This is a genomic window from Pseudomonas sp. UBA1879, from assembly GCF_002338065.1.
In the GTDB taxonomy this organism is placed as follows: Bacteria; Pseudomonadota; Gammaproteobacteria; order Pseudomonadales; family Pseudomonadaceae; genus Aquipseudomonas.
Genome location: NZ_DDHJ01000016.1, coordinates 21,834 through 42,890 on the forward strand (window position 1 = coordinate 21,834; position 21,057 = coordinate 42,890).

The window sequence follows — 21,057 nt, forward strand, 5'->3', positions numbered from 1 at the left end:
TTGAAGGGGGACTGGAACGATTCGTTTAATCCAAATTTTGCCAAATGTTGGACCCAAAAAAACGGCGCTAAAGAGCGCCGTTCGATAACACATTTTCTGTAGGACTAGTTCCTGCTGCGCTCCAGAAATTGCCGCGTTCGCTCCTCTTTAGGGTTAGCAAACAGCGCTTTGGCATCGCCTTGTTCGACGATCACCCCTTTATCGATGAACACCACTCGGTTGGCGACGTCTCGGGCGAATTTCATTTCATGGGTGACGATGATCATCGTCCGGTTTTCTTCAGCCAGGGCGCGGATGGCGCTCAGCACTTCGCCCACCAGCTCCGGGTCCAGCGCCGAGGTGGGTTCGTCGAACAGAATGACTTCCGGCTCCATCGCCAGCGCTCTGGCGATAGCCACACGCTGTTGCTGTCCGCCGGACAAGCGGCGTGGGTATGCGTCTTCCTTGCCAGCCAGGCCGACCTTGGCCAGTAGCGAGCGCCCGAGCTCGATGGCTTGGGTGCGTGGCACCTTCTTGACCACGATCGGGCCTTCGATAACGTTTTCCAGCGCCGTGCGGTGAGGGAACAGGTTGAAGTTCTGGAACACGAAACCGACGTGTTGGCGCAGTTGGCGAATCAGGCCCGCCTGCTGAGTCAGCGGACGGCTGCCATCGATCTTGATGTCGCCCACGACGATCGTGCCGCTGGTGGGCTCTTCGAGAAAATTCAGGCAACGCAGAAACGTCGTCTTGCCAGAACCGCTAGGGCCGATGATGGCGACCACCTCGCCTGGCTCGACTTTCAGATCGATGCCTTTGAGGACCTGATTGCCCTTGAACGCCTTGGTCAGTTTTTCAACGGTAATCATGGGTCAGGACTCCACATCGTGGCGGTTGGCCCGGGCTTCTAGACGGTTCTGGAAATGCGCGAGCACGGTGCACAGGACCCAGTAGATCACCGCGACGGTGAAATACATGGTGAAGACTTCCAGGGTTCTCGACGAAATCAGCTGCGCTTGACGGAACACTTCCGGCACCTGAATGGTGGCGGCCATGGCCGTGTCCTTTACCAGCGAAATGAAGCTGTTACCCAGAGGAGGCAAGGCTGTGCGTGCGGCTTGCGGCAGGATCGCCCGGCGCATGGCCTGAGCGCGTGTCATGCCGATACTGGCGGCGGCTTCCCACTGGCCCCGGTCCACGGCCCCGATGGCGGCACGCAGGATTTCACAGGCATAAGCCGCCATGTTCAAGGACAAGCCAATGAGTGCTGCCGTGATCGCATCGAGTTCGATGCCCAAATCCGGCAGGCCGTAATAAATCATGAAGAGCTGAACCAGCAGGGGCGTGCCGCGAAAGAACGACACGTAGACCCTGGCGATGGCGCTGATGAGCCAGATCTTCGACAAACGCATCAGTGCCAGGCCGAAGCCCAGCACCAATCCGAAAAACATCGATCCGAGACTCAGACCCACCGTGTAATACGCGCCCTTGAGCAGAAAGGGCGCGGAGTCCAGCGCGAGCTGTAGGCTCTCTGGGATCATTTGGTCACGTCAGCCTTGAAGTACTTTTGCGAGATTTTGGCGAGGGTGCCGTCGGCGCGCAGTTTGTCGATGGCTTTGTTGATGGCGGCCAGCAGCTCAGGTTCGCCTTTGCGCAGTGCGATACCGGATTCCAGACGGGAAAACGGTTCGCCCGCCAGGGCCAGTTGCTCTTTGGTTTTAGCGATCAGATCCAGCGCGGCCAAGCGATCGACCAGAATGGCATCGATACGGCCTACGCGCAGGTCTTGGTATTTGGTGGGATCATCGTCGTAGGTTTTGACGATCGCGGCAGGGACATTTTCTTTGAGCCACTGCTCGTAGTTACTGCCCAGGCCCACGCCGACTTTTTTGCCTTCCAGGTCTTTGGCAGTTTTGATCGTGCCCGCGTTCTGAGTCTTCGTCAGCGCCTGAATACCGGAGATGGTGTACGGCTCGGAGAAGTCATATTTCTTCTTGCGTTCGTCGGAAATGGTGACCTGGTTGATGACCACGTCCAGACGCTTGGACTCCAGCGCTGCGAGAATGCCTGCCCATGGTGTGGCGCTCAGTTTGACCTTGACGCCCAATTCCTTGGCCAGCGCCTCGGAAAACTCGACTTCGAAACCGGTCAATTTGCCGTCTTCGCCGACGAAGCTGAAGGGCGGGTAAGTGCCTTCCAGACCGACATTGAGGGTGCCATTCTTTTTGATGGCGTCCAGTTGCTCACCTGCGACGGCGTGGGTCACCAGGCCAGTGCCGAGCACCAGACTGAAAGCCGACAGCAGGAAGGTGCGGCGGATTGCAGACATGTTCATGTGAGTCCCCTGTTTTTAATTGATATGTCAGGTGCGCTTCAGAGCTGACGAAACTACTGTGACGTCGCCGCTTTATCCAGCTTTTTCAGTGGTCTGCCAGATTTTAAGGAAGCGGCTGGCGGCGATGATAGAAGCGGCGTTTTAGTTTTAAAAATAATTAAAAATCGATTGCTTAGTTAATTCTGTTCTATCTGTTCAGGGTTGCCTGCACTGCTTTACCTATAGGAGCCGGCTTGCTGGCGAATGCGCAGGGGCAGCACATGGAGGGTGACTGACCTGACGCTTTCGCCAGCAAACCGGCTCCTACGCCTTCGGCAGACGCCAGCGCGAAGCGTCACGTTCACTGCGCGGAGAAAACATCCGGATACGCAAACAGCGCTGGCGCACCGCCCGTGTGCAAAAAGATGACCGGGCCATCGTCCAGACGCTGACGACCGATGCCGTCCAGCAACCCGGCCATGGCCTTGCCGGTGTACACCGGGTCCAGCAGCAGCCCTTCATGACTGGCGACCAGTTTGATCGCCGACAGCGTACCAGCGTTCGGTTCGCCATAGCGCGGGCCGTAGTATTCGTCCCACAGGTTGACCTTGAACGCAGAGGGCAGAGACTCGCCCAGCAGCTCCACGGTGCGCTCTGCCAATCCTTGCACCTTCGGCGCCTGAGTTTCTTCGGGACGAGACACGGTCACACCGATCACCGGCAAATCCGGCATGGCCTCAGCCAGCGCGAGCCCGAGGCCGCTGTGAGTGCCCGCGCTGCCCGAGGCCAGCACGACAGCTGCGAACCTGAGGCCCGTCTGTTGAATCTGTTCCGCCAATTCAAATCCTGCGCGCACGTAGCCCAGCGCGCCCACCGGGCTCGAGCCGCCGATAGGCACGACATAGGGCTTTTTACCGCTGTTGCTCAGACGAGCGGCCAAGGCCTGAAGCTGTTCGTCGGCGTTGTCCAGGTTCTCGACCAACTCGACCTTGGCGTCGAACAAGTCCAGCAACAGGCGGTTGCCGTTACCCAAGTAATTGCTGTCTTCGGTGGCAATCGGGTTTTCCAGCAAGGCGACGCAACCAAGGCCCAGCTTGGCGGCCAGGGCGGCGGTCTGGCGCACGTGGTTCGACTGGATGGCGCCCGCGGTAATCAGGGTGTCAGCGCCTTGGGCTAAGGCGTCCGCAGCGAGGTATTCGAGTTTGCGCAGCTTGTTGCCGCCCATGGCCAGCGGCGTGATGTCGTCGCGCTTCACATAAATGTCGCGACCGGCCCAAACCGACAAGCGTTCAAGCTTCTCCAGCGGCGTCGGGGCGCCGAGCAGATCCAGGCGGTTAAAGCGGGCGAGCTGTTCTTTGATCATGGTCGTGTGGGGGTATCCGCGAGTGAGTCGCTGGACTATAGGCAGACGATTCTCACAGGGCAACCGGATGATTCCGACCAGGTTGCGGGTTATAGCCTCACGAAAATTGTTATTTTTTTGCGGCAACGCTCGCCGTAGAGTGGTTTCACTTTCGGCCATGTCCAGCCTGACGAGCCGTCGAACTGAGGAGAAATCTGCGTGAGCACTATTCCCGAACTGTCCCCGAAAGACTGCGAGGCGGGGGTGACCGGCCACTGGCAGTTGCAGCGGATCGTGGGCGAGTTGCGCGCCGCGCGCGATGACTGGCGTAGCCGCAATGGTCGTGTCAGCGGTGAAAAAGGCGGCCGCGAGCTGCCTTCCCGCGAGGCCATGCGCGACATTCTTGAGGCGTTGAGCGGTGCGCTGTTCCCCATGCGCCTTGGGCCTGTGGACCTGCGCGAAGAAAGCGAAGATTTTTACGTCGGTCATACGCTCGATGTGGCGCTGAACTCACTGCTGGATCAAGCGCGGCTGGAATTGCGCTATGTCGCCCGTCAACGCGGTGAGGACGCCAGCTGTGCCGATGTGCACGCCGAACGCTTGATTCAGGACTTCGCCAGTGCCTTGCCCAATATTCGGCGCGTACTCGACACTGACGTGCTGGCGGCCTATCAAGGTGACCCGGCGGCGCGCAGCGTGGACGAAGTGCTGCTCTGCTATCCGGGCATTCTGGCGGTGATCCATCATCGTCTGGCGCATCATCTCTACAACAACGGTCTGCCGCTGCTGGCGCGAATCAGTTCGGAGCTGGCGCACTCGGCCACGGGCATCGATATCCACCCTGGCGCGCAGATCGGGTTGAGCTTCTTCATTGACCACGGCACCGGCGTGGTTATCGGCGAGACGGCAATCATCGGCGAGCGCGTGCGCATCTACCAGGCGGTGACGCTGGGCGCCAAACGCTTCCCGGCGGACGACGATGGCCACTTGCAGAAAGGCCACGCGCGGCACCCAATCGTCGAAGACGATGTGGTGATTTACGCCGGCGCGACCATTCTGGGGCGCATCACCATCGGCAAAGGCTCGACCATCGGCGGCAACGTCTGGCTGACCCGCAGCGTGCCGCCGGACAGCAACGTGAATCAGGCGAACTTGCAGCACGATGACGGGGCGCAGAAGTAATTCGGAGACCCATTTATCACTGTAGGAGCGTGGCTTGTCCCGCGATCTGCCGGGAACCGGCAGTAATCTGGATAACGCGGTACACCGGACATACCGCATCGCCAGGTTTTACGGCGGGTTCCTCCCCCCGATCGCGGGACAAGCCACGCTCCTACACGTCCGGGCCAAACTGAACCTCACGCGCTGCTACAGTGACAATCGTTCCCTCTAAGTACCTGCAATTGGTCCTCCGCCCCCTTATCGTGCTTTAATTGAACGTTCAATCAAGTTAAACCGGTGGTTCGCTGCCCGCTCGTTACAGGAGGCCTACCCTTGCCGTATCCGCTTTGCATGAACGTTTCCCTCCCTATCCTCGGGGTCTACGCATGAGTGTCCCGAGCGCGCAAAACAGCGCGCCGGTGCGCATGAACGCTCCCGTTTTCTACTTCGCCGCCAGTTTCATATTGATCTTCGGGCTGATCGTCATTGGCTTCCCCGACGCATCAGGCCAGTGGCTTCTCGCCGCGCAGAACTGGGCTGCCGATACCGTCGGCTGGTATTACATGCTGGCCATGACCCTGTATTTACTTTTCGTCGTGGTCACTGCGCTTTCCGGCTACGGCAAGATCAAACTCGGCGCCGACCATGACGAACCCGAGTTCAGCTACTTGTCATGGGCCGGGATGCTGTTCGCCGCCGGGATCAGCATCACGCTGTTCTTCTTCTGCGTGTCCGAACCCCTGACGCATATGCTGCAACCGCCTCAAGGCGAAGGCGGGACCACGGCGTCCGCGCGCCAGGCCATGCAGCTGTTGTTCCTGCATTGGGGCCTGCACGGCTGGGGCGTTTTCGCTTTCGTCGGCATGGCACTCGCGTACTTCGCTTATCGCCACAACCTGCCACTGGCGCTGCGCTCGGCGCTTTACCCGCTGATCGGCAAACGCATCAACGGGCCTATCGGCTATGCAGTGGACGGTTTCGGGATCATCGCCACGATCTTTGGCCTCGGTGCCGACATGGGCTTTGGCGTGTTGCATTTGAATTCCGGGCTGGACTACCTGTTCGGCGTGGCGCACACCCACTGGATTCAGGTCGGATTGATCACGCTGATGATGGGCGCGGCGATTCTGGTGGCCGTGGCGGGCGTCGACAAAGGCGTGCGCGTCATGTCCGACATCAACATGCTGCTGGCCTGTGCACTGCTGCTCTTCGTCCTGTTCGCCGGGCCAACCCAGCACCTGCTCAATACGCTGGTGCAAAACATCGGCGATTACCTCGGCGCGCTCCCCACCAAGAGCTTTGACGTGTACGCCTACGACAGCCCGAGCAATTGGCTGGGCGGTTGGACCGTGTTCTATTGGGCGTGGTGGATTGCCTGGTCGCCCTTTGTCGGGCTGTTCATTGCGCGTATTTCGCGGGGCCGTACGATTCGCGAATTCGTCTTCGGCGTCTTGTTGATCCCGCTGGGCTTCACCCTCGCGTGGATGTCGATCTTTGGCAACAGCGCGATCGATCAGGTGCTTAACCACGGCATGACCGCGCTGGGCCAGTCGGCCATCGACGATCCGTCCATGACCCTTTACCTGATGCTGCACAACTACCCGTGGAGCAAAACCGTCATCGCCATCACGGTCTTCATCAGTTTCGTGTTCTTCGTCACCTCGGCTGATTCGGGCACGGTGGTGTTGTCCACGCTATCGGCCAAAGGCGGCAGCCCTGACGAAGATGGCCCGAAATGGCTGCGCGTGTTCTGGGGCGTGATGACGGCGCTGATCACCAGCGGGCTGTTGTTCTCCGGCAGTATCGACGCGCTTAAATCGGCGGTGGTGCTGACCTCACTGCCGTTCTCGCTGATCTTGCTGACCATGATGTGGGGGCTGCACAAGGCGTTTCACCTGGAATCGCAGCGACAAATTGCACAGCTGTATTCGCTGGCGCCTGTGTCAGGGGCCAGGCGTGGCGGTTGGCGGCAGCGTTTGAGTCAAGCTGTGCATTTTCCGTCCCGCGACGAGGTGTACCGCTTCCTCGACCAGACCGTGCGCCCCGCGATTCAAGACGTGACGGAGGTATTCGCCGAGAAGGGCTTGAATGTGGTCACACAGCCCGATCCTGCGAATCACACCGTCGGTCTGGAAATTGGCCATGGCGAGGAGCGACCGTTTATCTACCAAGTCACGATGCGCGGCTACTTCACGCCGTCCTTTGCCCGTGCGGGCATGCGCTCGAAGCAGTTGAATAACCGCCGCTACTACCGCGCAGAGGTGCACCTGAGCGAGGGCAGTCAGGATTACGACCTGGTGGGCTACACCAAAGAGCAAGTGATCAACGACATCCTTGATCAGTACGAACGCCATATGCAGTTTTTGCATTTGGTGCGTTAAAAGGGCACGCGGGGTATCAGGCCGTGAACCGATTTCTGTGGAAGTGAGCTTGCTCACGAATGGGCCGGAATATTCACAGCCTGCTCGCTGCCTGAACGCCAGTCTTCGTGAGCAAATTCATTCCCACAGGTTGTGCATGTGCTTTCACTGATCGGCATCGGATTTCAGAGACGCCGCACCCTGCAAATACCCGTGCAACAGCCGCAATGCAGGCACGTCCAGCGCCTGCGCGGCGTAACACAAGCCCACCCGGCGAATGAGGTCGGGCATACGTGCTGGTCTGGAAGTGACGCCAGCGTGGTGACTCACCATCGATTCCGGCAGCATCGCCAATCCGGCGCCTGCCGCCACCAGCCGCAATGCCAGTGTCATCGAGCCCGCCGTCGCCACCACCGAGCTGGAGCTGCGGTTGTAGAGCTCCATCAGTCGCTGGTGAGAAGGGTGTGAAGGGCAAGTGATCCATTGCACGTGGGCGAGGTCGGCCTCATCCAGGTGAGGTCGATCTGCCAGCGGATGACTCGCAGCAATGGCCAGTACGAAAGGCTCTTCCCACAGCGGCAGAAACAGTTCGTCTTCGCAGCAATCCTCTTCCACCGATAACCGCGCATCACCGCTGCACCCCTCGTGCAAGGTGAGCAGCAGGTTGGGCACGACCCGATAGGCCATCGCCAGAACTGCCTCCAAGTGACAGGCAGCGATCTCGTTTTCTACACCGATTTCCAGCGTCAGCCGGTCATTGCGCTGACGAAATTGATTGCTCAGCGCGTGGGCTTCGGCCAGCAATCGCCGAGCCTGCGGATAAAGGGTGCGCGCGTCATCCGTGACCTCGACCCCCCGAGGCAGGCGCTGAAACAGTGTCGTGCCCAGTGCCTCTTCAAGCTGGCGAATGGTGACCGACAAGGTGGGCTGGCTGGTGAACAGGCGTTGCGCCGCCGAGGTGATGTTGCGCTCTTCGAACACGGCGATGAACGCATTGAGTTGACGAATATCCATATCAGGAACCGATACCAGCGAGAGGAATAAAGCATTTTTCGAGCGTCGTCAGGGCTGAATATACTCGCTTTAACGCTTCTTCAGCGGCTTATCCATTGATGCTGCTTATCGCTCCCGCCATTCAGAAAGCCATTCAGAAAGAAGAGAGGATTGCATGACCTACATCGCTGCCGAAAATCGCTATGAGCGCGTTCCCTATCGCCGCGTGGGCCGCAGTGGCCTGGTGCTGCCAGCGTTGTCCATGGGCCTGTGGCACAACTTCGGTGACAGCACGCCGCTGGACACCCAACGTGCCATGCTGCGCACCGCGTTCGATCTGGGCATCAACCACTTTGACCTCGCCAACAACTACGGCCCGCCCTACGGCAGCGCCGAAATCAATTTCGGGCGTTTGTTGCGTGAAGATTTCAAGCATTACCGCGATGAGTTGATCATCTCCAGCAAAGCCGGTTGGGACATGTGGCCGGGCCCTTATGGCCAAGGCGGCGGTTCGCGCAAATACGTGCTGGCAAGCCTTGATCAGAGCCTGCAACGCATGGGCCTCGACTATGTAGACATCTTTTACTCGCACCGCTTCGATCCGGACACCCCGCTGGAGGAGACCGCAGGCGCTCTGGCTACCGCTGTGCAGCAAGGCAAAGCGCTGTATATCGGGATTTCGTCATACTCGGGCGCCAAAACCCGTGAAATCGCCGGCCTGCTGAAAGAGTGGAAAGTCCCGCTGTTGATTCACCAACCGGCCTATAACCTGCTCAACCGTTGGGTGGAAAAGGATTTGCTGGACACCACTGACGAACTTGGCTCGGGCGTGATCGCCTTTACAGCGTTGGCTCAAGGGTTGTTGTCGGACAAATACCTGAATGGCATCCCGAAAGACGCGCGGGTCAATCGTCCGGGTGGCGGTTCGTTGCAGGCGTCGCACCTGTCGGAAAAGAACATCGAGCACGTCCGCGCGCTGAACGAGATCGCGAAACGGCGTGGTCAGAGCCTGGCGCAAATGGCCCTGGCCTGGACCCTGCGCGACCCGCGCGTGACGTCTGCCCTGATCGGCGCGAGCCGTCCGGAGCAAATCATCGAGAACGTCGGGGCGTTGGATAACCTGGTGTTCAGCCAGGAAGAACTGGCCGAGATCGACCGGTTCGCTGTTGAAGGCGGCATCAACCTGTGGGAAAAGCCGTCATCGGCTGAGTGATGCCCGCACGGTCTTGATTTGAAACGCTGATCTTGTGGGAAGCCCCGAACCTGTGGGAGCCGGCTTGCTGGCGAATGCGGTCTGTCTGTATCGAATATGGAGACTGACGCACCGTTTTCGCCAGCAAGCCGGCTCCCACAGGGTTATGAGGCGCTCGGATCAGCCCTCATCCCCCTCATCATCATCCCCGCCATCGATCTTCATCCCCAATTCCTTGATCTTGCGGGTCAAGGTATTGCGGCCCCAGCCCAGCAGCACGGCAGCGTCGCGACGGCGGCCTGCGGTGTGCTTCAAGGCGGTTTCGATCATGATCCGTTCGAACGTCGGCACGGCGCTGTCCAGCAGGCTCGATTGCCCGCGCGCCAACGCCTGGTCAGCCCACTGACGCAATGCCTGTTCCCAGTTCGTCACCGGGGCAGCGTCTTGCGGCAGGCTCAACAGCTCCGGCGGCAGGTCGCTGATGTGCACTTCACGGCCTGAAGCCATGACCGTGATCCAGCGACAGGTGTTTTCCAACTGCCGCACGTTGCCCGGCCATGGCAAATGCTTGAGGTATTCCTCGGTTTCGGCCTTCAACAGCTTCGGCTCGACCGCCAGTTCCTGCGCCGCGCGGCTCAGGAAGTGTTTGGCCAGCGTCGGGATATCTTCGCGACGGTCGGACAGCCGCGGAATGTGGATGCGAATCACGTTCAGCCGGTGGAACAAGTCTTCCCGGAATTTTCCGGCCTGAACCAGTGTTTCCAGGTTCTGGTGGGTCGCGGCGATGATGCGCACGTCGACCTTGACCGGCACGTGGCCACCGACGCGATAGAACTCGCCGTCAGCCAGCACACGCAACAGGCGAGTCTGAGTATCGGCCGGCATGTCGCCGATTTCGTCGAGGAACAGCGTGCCGCCGTCGGCCTGTTCGAAACGCCCGCGACGCAGGTTGGCCGCGCCCGTGAACGCGCCTTTTTCGTGACCGAACAGCTCGGACTCCATCAGGTCTTTCGGGATCGCCGCCATGTTCAGCGCGATGAACGGCGACGCCGAACGCGGACTGTGGCGGTGCAACGCATGGGCTACCAGTTCTTTACCGGTGCCCGATTCACCGTTGATCAGCACGGTGATGTTGGAATGGCTCAGACGCCCGATGGCGCGAAACACTTCCTGCATTGCCGGAGCTTCGCCGATGATTTCGGGCGTGCGGGTCAGGGTCGGCGCAACGTCCATGCCCTGTTGCTCTTGGGCGTGCTGATTGGCGCGCTTGACCAGCGAAACCGCTTCATCGACGTCGAACGGCTTGGGCAGGTATTCAAACGCGCCGCCTTGATAGGAGGCCACGGCACTGTCCAGGTCCGAATGCGCGGTCATGATGATGACTGGCAGGCGTGGATGTTGCTCGCGGATCCGCGCCAACAGGTCCAGGCCGCTAGCGCCAGGCATACGAATGTCGGAAATGATCACGTCCGGCTGCTGCCGCGCCAGGCGACTCATGACGCCATCGGCGCTGTCGAAGCTTTGCGTTGTCATGCCTTCTTGCTGCAGGGCCTTTTCCAATACCCAGCGGATGGAACGGTCGTCGTCGACGATCCAGACAGTTTCACTACGGCTCATGTCGAAGCGGCTCCTTGTTCCAGCGGCAGGAAGATCGAGAAAGTGGTGTGGCCAGGATGGCTGTCACACTCGATCAGCCCCTGGTGCTGACTGATGATGTTCTGGGTGATGGCAAGGCCCAGCCCGGTGCCGTCCGGGCGGCCGCTGACCATGGGGTAGAAAATCGTTTCCTGAAGTTCCGGCGGAATGCCGGGACCGTTGTCGATGATTTCGATCTTGCTCACCAGTCGATGGCGCACGTGGCCAATGGTGAACTGACGCATTGCCCGGGTGCGCAGGCTGATCCGGCCCAGGCGCAACTCGTTTTGCCCACTGATGGCCTGCATAGCGTTGCGCACGATATTGAGGACTGCCTGAACCATTTGATCCCGGTCGATCAATACATCCGGAATGCTCGGGTCGTAGTCGCGCACCAATGTGATGCAGCCCTGGCTTTCCGCCTCAACCAAGCTGCACACCCGCTCCAGCACTTCGTGCACGTTAGTCATGGCCAGCGACGGCAGCTTGTTCGAGCCGAGCATGCGGTCCACCAGGTTTCGCAGGCGGTCGGCTTCTTCGATGATGACGTTGGTGTAGTCCTTGAGGCTTTCTTCCGGCAGCTCCCTTGCCAGCAATTGGGCGGCACCGCGAATCCCGCCAAGCGGGTTTTTGATCTCGTGGGCCAGGCCACGCACCAGCATTTTGGTGGTCTCCTGCTTGGACAGTTGGGCTTCTTCCTTGGTGATGCGCAACAGGCGATCACGGGGGTGAACCTCAAGCAGCAGCAGGGTTTCGCCTTGAGACAAAATCGGCGTGACGGCGTAATCGACCGTCAGGGTCTGGCCGGTCAGCGCGGTCAGCATGGCCTCTCGTTTGGTGAACGGGTGCGCCTGTTCGACTGCTTGGCGCAACGAGCTGAGGGCCTCGGCAGACTCGGTGAACAGCTCACTGATGAATTGCCCGTGGCTGCGCTGGCCACTGATCGCCAGCAGCATCTCGGCTGCCGGGTTCATGTACTCCAGACGCAGATCCGCGTTGAGCAGAATCGTGGCAGTGGTCAGGTTGTCGAGTAACAGTCGATGCAACGTATCGCTGATTGTCATGAATCTCGTTGACCTCTTTTGGCACATCGCACAAGGGGCAGGCCCAGACGTGCAGGCTCTGATTGGTCTTCGCCAGCGGTGGAAGACGGCTAGTCCAGCGCGTTTTCCTACAGGTTGTGAGGAAAATGCAAAAACCAAACCAAGCTCCGAAAAGAAGCGTCGAATGAAGCGTTTCGGGCATTTTTTGGACGATAGGCGCGTGAATCGGGCGGCACCCTGGCAATCGTGAACCAAAATGGGGTTCTAACCTGAGCGGTCGTTCAGGTTGTGCACCATTGTGGAGCTTAGCTGTTTTGTAAGGGGATTTAGAAAAAAGGCAGGATGCTGCTGTCTTCAGGCGGCTTGTCCTTGAGCGGACATTCAGGGCGCACGCCGTATTCCTCAGTCTTGCAAGGGTTGGCGAGACGCTTTTGTGCGAGGGAAATTCGCATCATGTGAAAAGGCTGATTCGGCGTGCGTTCTGCGACGCGACCGAAGGGGTCGACTATTTCTATCGACAGTTGGTGCGTACCACGATCGATATTGGTCAACGGAAACACCGGACTGCGCCCCGCTTCGCCATAAACCTTGCCATCGAGCAGCAAACGGTAGGTGTGACCAGGCTGCAACTCTGGGTCGTTGCTGACCGTCACGATGAGATTGCCTTGGACGTCGCGAATCGTACTATCGGGCTCCGGCGCCAGGATGCGCAGCAGCTGGTAGTGAAAGAGCGGACCAGGCTTGGGTTTTGCGCTGGAGGCCTGGCTCGGTTTTTTAGGCGCCGACCGAATCTGGTTGCTGGGGGCGATATCGACTTTCTTTGCATTCTTGTGGGGCTGGTCAGTGAAGACCCGATTCCCCTCGGCATCGACGTAGGTGTACACCTCGGCGACAGCGTGACAGCCGACAAGCATCAACAGGCAGATCAGCGCGCTGCGAAGCCCCAGGCGCTTACGGTCTGCCAACATGGACCCGCTGCACGGTCAGGTTGATCGTCTGGCTTTGCTGGATAACCTGCGTGCCCTGCAGCACCTGAACAGACAGGCTGTGTTCGCCCCGGTCCAGCTCGGTGACCTGCACCCGGGGCACGTTGGTCGGCGAACCATACGGTCTGCCATCCACCAGCAATTGCAGTTGATGGCCAGGTTGCAGACGCGGCTGAATCATCACGCCCACAAGAAATGAGCCGTTGTTGGCGCGCAGGGCTTCGTCGTTGGGAAGGTCGGTCAGCTGAAGCGTTTGATAGGACGCGCTGGCCGACTGTGCCTGCCCGGAATTTTGCGACGGGCTCGGCGGCATGGGTGGAGGCGCTGTTGTGCCGACTCTATTCAGCGGCGGCAAATCCACTGCCTGGGCCTTGGTCCCGTCGGGCGGTTGATTGCTGAAAGCCGTGTTGCCGTTCGCATCGGTGTATTTGTAGATCTGGGCGACTGCGGGCACCGCAAACAGCAGCAACACAAGGGCAAGGCTTTGACGCATGAAAACTCCGTTACCACGATCAGGAGAACGACAGCGGGTATAGCGCAGAATGACGCTGTCGGCACAGGCGCCAGCATAGAGCAAAACGTGAGAGGCGGTGTCATCCGCGGAGTGTGTCGAAACGTTTACCTGTCAGGTTTTCGGCTCACCTTTGCACAATCCCTGAGTGGCGCGTAGCAGGCCGTCGATCATCACCGGGTCCGCTGCCTGACGCTGAATTTCTGCGCGTACCCACCGCGCACAAGCGTTGTCATTCTGGTGCGGCACAAACGCTGCGAGATTTTTCATCATCTGCGGCTGCAGGGTATCCAGGCGCGCCCGAATCCCCGCCATCTGCCCGGCCGCCGGTTGTTCGGGCGCTTGCTGCGCATTGCGCCACAGGGCGATCCGCCGGTACTGCACCACCTTGTTCGCCTCGATCTGCGCCGTCATGAATACCCGAACCTCGTCTTTGGCGATTCCGTAGGCTGCCGCTTGCGATTCGGCATTGGCAATCACCTGGCGCTCACGCTCCTCGTCCTGCACCGGCTTGCCGCTATAGAACTTGCTCAGCGCCACGTCGTTGGCGATGTCGAGACGTTGGGTGATTGTGTCCAGAAGCGCGTGCACTTCCGCTGGCGGGCGCGAGTTCGGCGGGTCACTCATGCAGGCTGTGAGCAGGAGAGGGAGCAGAAGGGAGAGCCAGAGTGGTTTCAACATGTAAGCCTCTTCATCAGGTATGGCGGCATCCGGGCGGCCAACAGACTGAACAGTATCCGGAAGAAAACCGAGGTGAATGCAATAAATAAATACCACCCGGCCATCTATCTGCAGGCATAAAAAAGGCCTCCCGAAGGAGGCCTCTTTCTAAAAGCCGCTGTCGCAGTCCGACGGAATCAGACGCTGTAGTACAGGTCGTATTCCAGTGGGTGTACGAAGGTGCGGACTTTGATTTCTTCTTCCGACTTCAAGTGGATGTAAGCGTCGATGAAGTCGTCGCTGAACACGCCGCCTTTGGTCAGGAATGCACGACCTTTGTCCAGTTCTTCCAGGGCTTCTTTCAGGCTGCCGCACACTTGTGGGATCTCTGCAGCCTCTTCAGGTGGCAGGTCATACAGGTTTTTGTCAGCGGCGTCGCCAGGGTGGATCTTGTTCTGGATACCGTCCAGACCGGCCATCAGCAGAGCTGCGAAGGCCAGGTACGGGTTGGCTGCCGGATCCGGGAAGCGCGCTTCGATACGGCGGCCGCGTGGGCTGGAGACGTAAGGAATACGGATCGAAGCGGAACGGTTACGAGCCGAGTAGGCCAGCATGACTGGCGCTTCGAAGCCTGGCACCAGACGCTTGTAAGAGTTGGTCGCCGGGTTGGTGAAGCCGTTCAGGGCCTTACCGTGCTTGATGATGCCGCCGATGAAGAACAGCGCGGTCTCGGACAGGCCGGCATAGCCTTCGCCTGCGAAGGTGTTCTTGCCATCTTTGGCGATAGACATGTGGACGTGCATGCCCGAACCGTTGTCGCCGTACAGAGGCTTCGGCATGAAAGTCGCGGTGCGGCCATAAGCGTCGGCAACGTTGTGTACAACGTATTTCAGGGTCTGAACTTCGTCAGCCTTTTTAACCAGCGTGTTGAATTTCACGCCGATTTCGTTCTGACCGGCAGTGGCCACTTCGTGGTGGTGCACTTCAACGGTCTGGCCCATTTCTTCCAGAGCGTTGCACATCGCAGTACGGATTTCGTGGTCGTGGTCGACCGGAGGCACTGGGAAGTAGCCGCCTTTGATGCCGGGACGGTGGCCTTTGTTGCCGCCTTCTACGTCCTGGTCGGTCATCCAGGAACCTTGTTCCGAGAAGATTTTGAACATGGAGCCGGAGATGTCGGATTTGAACTTGACCGAATCGAAGATGAAGAATTCTGGCTCCGGACCGACGAATACAGTGTCACCGATACCGGTGGACTTCAGGTATTCCTCAGCGCGGTGAGCGATGGCACGCGGGTCGCGATCATAGCCTTGCATGGTCGAAGGTTCGATGATGTCGCAAACCAGGATCAGGGTAGGCTCTTCGGTGAACGGATCCAGAACGGCGGTTTCGTCGTCTGGCAGAAGGATCATGTCGGAGGCTTCGATGCCTTTCCAGCCTTCGATGGAGGAACCGTCGAACATCTTGCCGACTTCGAAGAAATCGTCATCCAGAGCATCACGCGCTGGCATGGTGACGTGCTGCTGCTTGCCTTTGGTATCAGTGAAGCGCAGATCAATCCATTTAACGTCATGATCTTTGATGAGTTGAACCGACTTCGACATGTTGTCCTCCGGGGTGGATTAGGGCCGGGTAGTTGTAAGCCCCTAAATATGGGTGATGCCGGGCGCGATAGTCGGCCAAGGCAACCTGCCTCACAAGGGAGCAATTTGCATGCCAGTGCCCCGAGTTGGGTTTCGACAGGAATATGACGGGTTTAAGCGCGATAAACGTCGCTTTTTTGAAAACGCAAGCACCGAAATGGTGCGTAGAAATTGTATACAGTGCCGTTTTAGTGCACTGATGACCGGCTATACGATAACTGGTTAAACCTTGAGCAATTTCCGCTATAATCCGCGCCCCCCTTTTTCGAGCGGCACCTCGCGCGCTGTTTTCATGAAACTAATCGTTAAAGTTTTCCCTGAAATCACCATCAAAAGCCGGCCTGTGCGGAAGCGCTTCATCAAACAGCTGGCCAAAAACATCCGCACCGTGCTCCGTGATCTGGACCCGGCGCTGGTGGTCGATGGCGTGTGGGACAACCTTGAGGTCGAAACTCGGGTCAAGGATGCGAAAATCCTGCATGAAATGACCGAGCGCCTGAGCTGCACGCCGGGCATCGCGCATTTTCTGCAAGTCGATCAGTACCCGCTGGGCGACATGGACGACATCTACGAGAAGTGCAAGCTGCACTTCGGCGATGCCTTGCCCGGCAAGATTTTCTCGGTGCGTTGCAAGCGCGCCGGTCACCACGATTTCAGCTCAATGGACGTCGAGAAGTACGTCGGCAGCAAGCTGCGTCGTGAATGCAACGCTGCGGGGATCTCCCTCAAGGCGCCTGAGGTCGAGGTCCGCATCGAGATTCGCGATCAACGTCTGTTCGTGATTCACAGCCAGCACGACGGCATCGGTGGTTATCCATTGGGCTCGCTGGAGCAGACGCTGGTGCTGATGTCCGGTGGTTTCGACTCCACCGTGGCCGCCTACCACGTCATTCGTCGCGGTTTGATGAGCCACTTCTGCTTTTTCAACCTGGGCGGCAGGGCGCATGAACTGGGGGTGATGGAAGTCGCGCACTTCCTTTGGAAGAAGTACGGCAGCTCTCAGCGAGTGCTGTTCGTCAGCGTGCCGTTCGAGGAAGTTCTGGGCGAAATTCTCGGAAAAGTCGATAACAGTCATATGGGCGTAGTATTGAAGCGTATGATGTTGCGCGCTGCGACCCACATTGCCGACAGGCTGGAAATCGACGCGTTGGTCACCGGCGAAGCGATTTCCCAGGTGTCCAGCCAGACGCTGCCCAACTTGTCGGTCATCGATTGCGTGACGGAGAAGCTGGTTTTGCGACCGCTGATCGCCAGTCACAAGCAGGACATCATCGACCAGGCCGACCAGATCGGCACCGGCGATTTTGCCCGGCACATGCCCGAATACTGCGGAGTGATCTCGGTCAATCCAAAGACCGCGGCCAAGCGCCATCGGGTCGAGCATGAAGAAAAAGAGTTCGACATGGCCGTGCTCGAGCGTGCGCTCGAAAACGCCCGTCTGGTGCCCATCGACCGTGTGATCGAAGAATTGGGCCAGGATGTTCAGGTCGAAGAAGTCAGTCAGGCGCTGGCCGGGCAAGTGGTCATCGACATCCGGCATCCGGATGAAGCCGAAGACCGCCCGCTGGACCTGTCGGGCATCGAAGTACAAACGCTGCCGTTCTTTGCATTGAACAGCCGTTTCAAGGAACTGGATGACACGCGCCAGTACCTGCTTTATTGCGACAAAGGCGTCATGAGTCGCCTGCATGCTCATCATCTGCTCACTGAGGGGCATGCCAATGTGCGCGTTTATCGACCGAGCTAAGTGCCCGGGGCTGTTTGCCTGTGGCTTGCGTCACCGGCCCCCCGACACCAGTCGTCAGCCGTAACGGCTTTCGCCGGCTCCATTGTTCATAGCTGTCTAAGATTATTCAGCTGACCGAATCCTCTGATCGAGATACACAAGTGATCGAAAATCTACGCAACATCGCCATCATTGCTCACGTTGACCACGGTAAAACGACCCTCGTCGACAAGCTTCTGCGCCAGTCCGGCACCCTTGAGCGCAACGAGCTCAACGACGAACGCGTGATGGACTCCAACGACCAGGAAAAAGAGCGCGGTATTACCATTCTCGCGAAGAACACCGCGATCAACTGGAACGGCTACCACATCAACATCGTGGACACCCCCGGCCACGCCGACTTCGGCGGTGAAGTAGAGCGCGTAATGTCGATGGTCGACTCCGTTCTGCTGCTGGTCGACGCCCAAGACGGCCCGATGCCGCAAACCCGTTTCGTGACCAAAAAGGCGTTCGAAGCCGGCCTGCGTCCAATCGTGGTCATCAACAAGATCGACCGTCCGGGCGCCCGTCCGGATTGGGTGCTGGACCAGATTTTCGACCTGTTCGACAACCTGGGTGCCACCGAAGAACAGCTGGACTTCCAGGTTGTTTACGCGTCGGCCATCAACGGCATCGCCGGTCTGGATCACACCGACATGGCTGAAGACATGACTCCGCTGTACCAGGCGGTCGTCGATCACGTACCGCCGCCGAAAGTTGACCGCGATGGTCCGTTCCAGATGCAAATCTCGGCACTGGACTACAACAGCTTCCTGGGCGTTATCGGTGTTGGCCGTATCGCCCGTGGCCGCGTCAAGCCGAACACTCCGGTCGTGGCGATCAGCGCCGACGGCAAGCGTCGCAATGGTCGTATCCTGAAACTGATGGGTCACCACGGTCTGCACCGCATCGACGTCGAAGAAGCAGCGGCTGGCGACATCGTCTGCATCAGCGGCTTCGAAGAGCTGTTCATCTCCGACACCCTGTGCGACCCGACTGTCGTTGAAGCGATGAAGCCGCTGACTGTAGACGAGCCGACCGTTTCCATGACCTTCCAGGTCAACGACTCGCCATTCTGCGGTAAGGAAGGCAAGTTCGTGACGTCCCGTAACATCAAGGACCGTCTGGACAAAGAGCTGCTGTACAACGTTGCACTGCGCGTTGAAGAAGGCGACTCGGCAGACAAATTCAAGGTGTCCGGCCGTGGTGAACTGCACCTCTCGGTACTGATCGAAACCATGCGTCGCGAAGGCTTCGAGCTGGCACTGGGCCGTCCTGAAGTGATCATCCGTGAAATCGACGGCGTGAAGCAGGAACCGTTCGAAAACGTGACCATCGACATCCCTGAAGAATCCCAGGGCAAGGTCATGGAAGAAATGGGTCTGCGTAAAGGCGACCTGAGCAACATGGTGCCGGATGGCAAAGGCCGTGTTCGTCTGGAATACAACATCCCTGCTCGCGGTCTGATCGGTTTCCGTAACCAGTTCCTGACCCTGACCAACGGTGCTGGCATCCTGACCTCGATCTTCGACCGTTACGCGCCAGTGAAGTCGGGCCACATGTCCGGCCGTCAGAACGGCGTTCTGGTTTCGGTTGAAACCGGCAAGGCACTGACCTACTCGCTGGAAACCCTGCAGGCGCGCGGCAAGCTGTTCGTCGAGCACGGTCAAGAGATCTACAACGGTCAAATCGTCGGCCAGAACAGCCGCGACAACGACCTGGGCGTCAACCCTACCAAGGGCAAGAAGCTCGACAACATGCGTGCATCGGGTAAAGACGAAACCATCGCTCTGGTCCCACCTGTTCGCTTCACCCTGGAACAGGCCCTGGAATACATCCAGGAAGACGAGCTGTGCGAAGTCACGCCGAAATCCATCCGTCTTCGCAAGAAGATCCTGGACGAAAGCGAGCGTACCCGCGCTGCCAAGAAAGCCAAGGCGTAACTAGCCCCGGCTGAACGAAAACGCCCCCGGTCGAAAGGTCGGGGGCGTTTTTGTTTGTGCGGGATTTGGGCAAGTAGCGGGATTAGCGTGCGGCGACAAGCTGTTTCTGGCCGAAGGCCGTGGGAGCCGGCTTGCTGTCGAATGCGGGGTGTCAGCCGAGTCCTGAGTACCTGGCCCAACGGCTTCGTCAGCAGGCCGGCTCCCACAATGGTCCGAGTTGCTCTGTCAGAACTTCAACGGCACCCGGCCAGAGTTCGAGTTCAGCGTGCCGCTGCTTTCACGTACCACTTCTTTCGGCTTGTACGCGCAATAACCCGGGCGGGGGCCGATTTTAGGGTGGTTTCGGCACGTGTCGGGGCGTTTGTCGTAGATCGTGCACAAGCGGCTTTTGCGGTCCAGATACAGGCAGTCGTTGTTGCTCATGCGCTGCAGCGTGAAGATCCCCGATTTCTGGTTGAAGCGCTCGACAACGCCTTCCTTCTGCAAACGCTTGGCAATGTTTTTCGGGTTATCGCCCTGCTCGAATTCGTCCACGATGCCGATGCGGATCAGGTCCTTGATCTTCGCTTCCACAGGCAGCGTGCAGCAACTGGACACACAGCCTCCACACATGTGGCTGGAATATTTCTGCCAGGTCTCGAGACGGTCGATTTCGGCGGCGGCGATCAAAGTGGGCTTCATGAGCGTGGACTTCCGGGTGTATCGGGCGCGCGATCATACCGGGCCACGTGCATTTCCCCTATCGCAATTTGATCGAGGCGACTGTCGGCAAACGTTACGCCGCTGCCATGAGTTGGCAACAGAGCGGGCGTAGCGTGAGTGATCCAGTGAACGAAGCTGAACCGAGGGGAATTCATGCAACAGGCGCAGCACGTGGTCAACGAGGTTTTTGAACTGTACCTGCAACGCGGCAGCGACGATTACATCGGCGAACCGGTGTCGCAGATCGAACATATGTCCCAATCCGCGCAATTGGCGTTGCGCGAGGGGTATGACGACGAAGTGGTACTCGCAGCGTTCTTCCACGACATCGGCCATCTCTGCAATCACGCGTTGGATGTCGCGAGCATGGGCGGTTATGGCGTGGCCAGTCACGAGCGGGTCGGCGCCGATTATTTGCGTCAATGCGGGTTCAGCGAACGCGTCGCCAAATTGGTTGAATACCATGTCCAGGCCAAGCGCTACCTGACTCTGCGCCAACCCGGCTATTACGCCCAGCTCAGCGAGGCGAGCCGCCGCACGTTGGAGTATCAGGGTGGCGTGATGAGCGAAGCGCAAGCGAGTACGTTCGAGCAAGACCCGTTGTGTGGTGTGAGCCTGCGCATGCGTCAGTGGGACGAAATGGCGAAAGAGATGAATGTGCCGGTGATTGATCTGAGCATCCTGAAGGAAAAGGCGCTGTCACTCTTGTCTGCTCCGACCTGATCCGCAGTAAACATCCCGGCCGATGCTGTGATATTGCTGGCGGATTCGATCCACTGTGGGGTTGAGCTTGCTCACGAAGGCTGATTCAAACCCGCTGCACATGCG

18 protein-coding genes are annotated in these 21,057 nt (G+C 58.9%); 6 read left to right on the forward strand and 12 right to left on the reverse strand.

Annotation, left to right across the window (positions count from 1 at the left end):
• Positions 1–104: 104 nt before the first annotated feature.
• The 4 genes from tcyN to B3N48_RS18510 form a co-directional block, all read right to left on the reverse strand.
• The gene (gene tcyN, locus B3N48_RS18495; protein WP_296186226.1) at positions 105–848 is read right to left on the reverse strand and encodes an L-cystine ABC transporter ATP-binding protein TcyN; all 744 of its coding nucleotides are present in this window, start codon (positions 846–848) and stop codon (positions 105–107) included.
• A gap of 3 nt (positions 849–851) precedes the next feature.
• On the reverse strand, positions 852–1,520 hold the full coding sequence (gene tcyL, locus B3N48_RS18500) for a cystine ABC transporter permease (protein ID WP_296186228.1): 669 nt from the start codon (positions 1,518–1,520) through the stop codon (positions 852–854).
• Positions 1,517–2,314 (reverse strand): cystine ABC transporter substrate-binding protein, encoded by a 798-nt coding sequence (gene tcyJ / locus B3N48_RS18505; RefSeq protein ID WP_296186231.1) that lies wholly within the window; start codon positions 2,312–2,314, stop codon positions 1,517–1,519. Before tcyJ ends, tcyL begins: the two co-directional genes overlap by 4 nt.
• Positions 2,315–2,654: 340 nt before the next feature.
• On the reverse strand, positions 2,655–3,656 hold the full coding sequence (locus tag B3N48_RS18510; protein ID WP_296186233.1) for a D-cysteine desulfhydrase: 1,002 nt from the start codon (positions 3,654–3,656) through the stop codon (positions 2,655–2,657).
• Between the two features lie 198 nt (positions 3,657–3,854).
• Here B3N48_RS18510 and epsC point away from each other — a divergent pair, with 198 nt between their 5' ends.
• Positions 3,855–4,817, forward strand: coding sequence for a serine O-acetyltransferase EpsC (gene epsC / locus B3N48_RS18515; protein WP_414704258.1), 963 nt, complete (start codon positions 3,855–3,857; stop codon positions 4,815–4,817).
• Between the two features lie 365 nt (positions 4,818–5,182).
• Positions 5,183–7,177 carry a choline transporter BetT gene (gene betT, locus B3N48_RS18520; protein ID WP_296186235.1) on the forward strand — a complete coding sequence of 665 codons (1,995 nt, stop codon included), beginning with the start codon at positions 5,183–5,185 and terminating at the stop codon, positions 7,175–7,177.
• 144 nt (positions 7,178–7,321) lie between these two features.
• Here the strand turns inward: betT and B3N48_RS18525 are convergent, their stop codons facing one another.
• Complete coding sequence (locus tag B3N48_RS18525) at positions 7,322–8,170, reverse strand: LysR family transcriptional regulator (RefSeq protein WP_296186237.1); 849 nt, start codon at positions 8,168–8,170, stop codon at positions 7,322–7,324.
• A 154-nt stretch (positions 8,171–8,324) separates the two neighbouring features.
• Between B3N48_RS18525 and mgrA the strand changes: the two genes are divergently transcribed.
• Positions 8,325–9,362: an L-glyceraldehyde 3-phosphate reductase gene (gene mgrA / locus B3N48_RS18530; RefSeq protein WP_296186238.1), complete on the forward strand. Its 1,038-nt coding sequence runs from the start codon at positions 8,325–8,327 to the stop codon at positions 9,360–9,362.
• Positions 9,363–9,521: 159 nt separating this feature from the next.
• Here the strand turns inward: mgrA and ntrC are convergent, their stop codons facing one another.
• The 6 genes from ntrC to glnA all read right to left on the reverse strand — a co-directional run bounded on the left by ntrC (position 9,522) and on the right by glnA (position 15,780).
• On the reverse strand, positions 9,522–10,958 hold the full coding sequence (gene ntrC / locus B3N48_RS18535; protein ID WP_296186239.1) for a nitrogen regulation protein NR(I): 1,437 nt from the start codon (positions 10,956–10,958) through the stop codon (positions 9,522–9,524).
• Positions 10,955–12,040, reverse strand: coding sequence for a nitrogen regulation protein NR(II) (gene glnL, locus B3N48_RS18540; RefSeq protein WP_296186240.1), 1,086 nt, complete (start codon positions 12,038–12,040; stop codon positions 10,955–10,957). Before glnL ends, ntrC begins: the two co-directional genes overlap by 4 nt.
• A gap of 305 nt (positions 12,041–12,345) precedes the next feature.
• Positions 12,346–12,987, reverse strand: a complete 642-nt coding sequence (locus B3N48_RS18545; RefSeq protein WP_296186241.1) for a DUF4124 domain-containing protein — start codon at positions 12,985–12,987, stop codon at positions 12,346–12,348.
• Positions 12,971–13,498 carry a DUF4124 domain-containing protein gene (locus B3N48_RS18550; protein WP_296186243.1) on the reverse strand — a complete coding sequence of 176 codons (528 nt, stop codon included), beginning with the start codon at positions 13,496–13,498 and terminating at the stop codon, positions 12,971–12,973. Before B3N48_RS18550 ends, B3N48_RS18545 begins: the two co-directional genes overlap by 17 nt.
• A 132-nt stretch (positions 13,499–13,630) precedes the next feature.
• A complete protein-coding gene (gene aroQ / locus B3N48_RS18555) occupies positions 13,631–14,197 on the reverse strand; it encodes a gamma subclass chorismate mutase AroQ (RefSeq protein ID WP_296186245.1) in 567 nt (188 codons plus the stop codon).
• A 176-nt stretch (positions 14,198–14,373) separates the two neighbouring features.
• The gene (glnA, locus tag B3N48_RS18560) at positions 14,374–15,780 is read right to left on the reverse strand and encodes a glutamate--ammonia ligase (RefSeq protein WP_296186247.1); all 1,407 of its coding nucleotides are present in this window, start codon (positions 15,778–15,780) and stop codon (positions 14,374–14,376) included.
• A 331-nt stretch (positions 15,781–16,111) separates the two neighbouring features.
• Between glnA and thiI the strand changes: the two genes are divergently transcribed.
• A complete protein-coding gene (thiI, locus tag B3N48_RS18565) occupies positions 16,112–17,566 on the forward strand; it encodes a tRNA uracil 4-sulfurtransferase ThiI (RefSeq protein WP_296186249.1) in 1,455 nt (484 codons plus the stop codon).
• Between the two features lie 140 nt (positions 17,567–17,706).
• Positions 17,707–19,527, forward strand: coding sequence for a translational GTPase TypA (gene typA / locus B3N48_RS18570; RefSeq protein ID WP_296186250.1), 1,821 nt, complete (start codon positions 17,707–17,709; stop codon positions 19,525–19,527).
• A gap of 225 nt (positions 19,528–19,752) precedes the next feature.
• Here typA and B3N48_RS18575 read toward each other — a convergent pair whose 3' ends face one another.
• Positions 19,753–20,208 carry a YkgJ family cysteine cluster protein gene (locus B3N48_RS18575; protein ID WP_296186251.1) on the reverse strand — a complete coding sequence of 152 codons (456 nt, stop codon included), beginning with the start codon at positions 20,206–20,208 and terminating at the stop codon, positions 19,753–19,755.
• A gap of 174 nt (positions 20,209–20,382) precedes the next feature.
• Between B3N48_RS18575 and B3N48_RS18580 the strand changes: the two genes are divergently transcribed.
• Entirely contained in the window at positions 20,383–20,952 is a 570-nt protein-coding gene (locus tag B3N48_RS18580) for a phosphonate degradation HD-domain oxygenase (RefSeq protein WP_296186252.1), read from the forward strand.
• Positions 20,953–21,057: the final 105 nt, after the last annotated feature.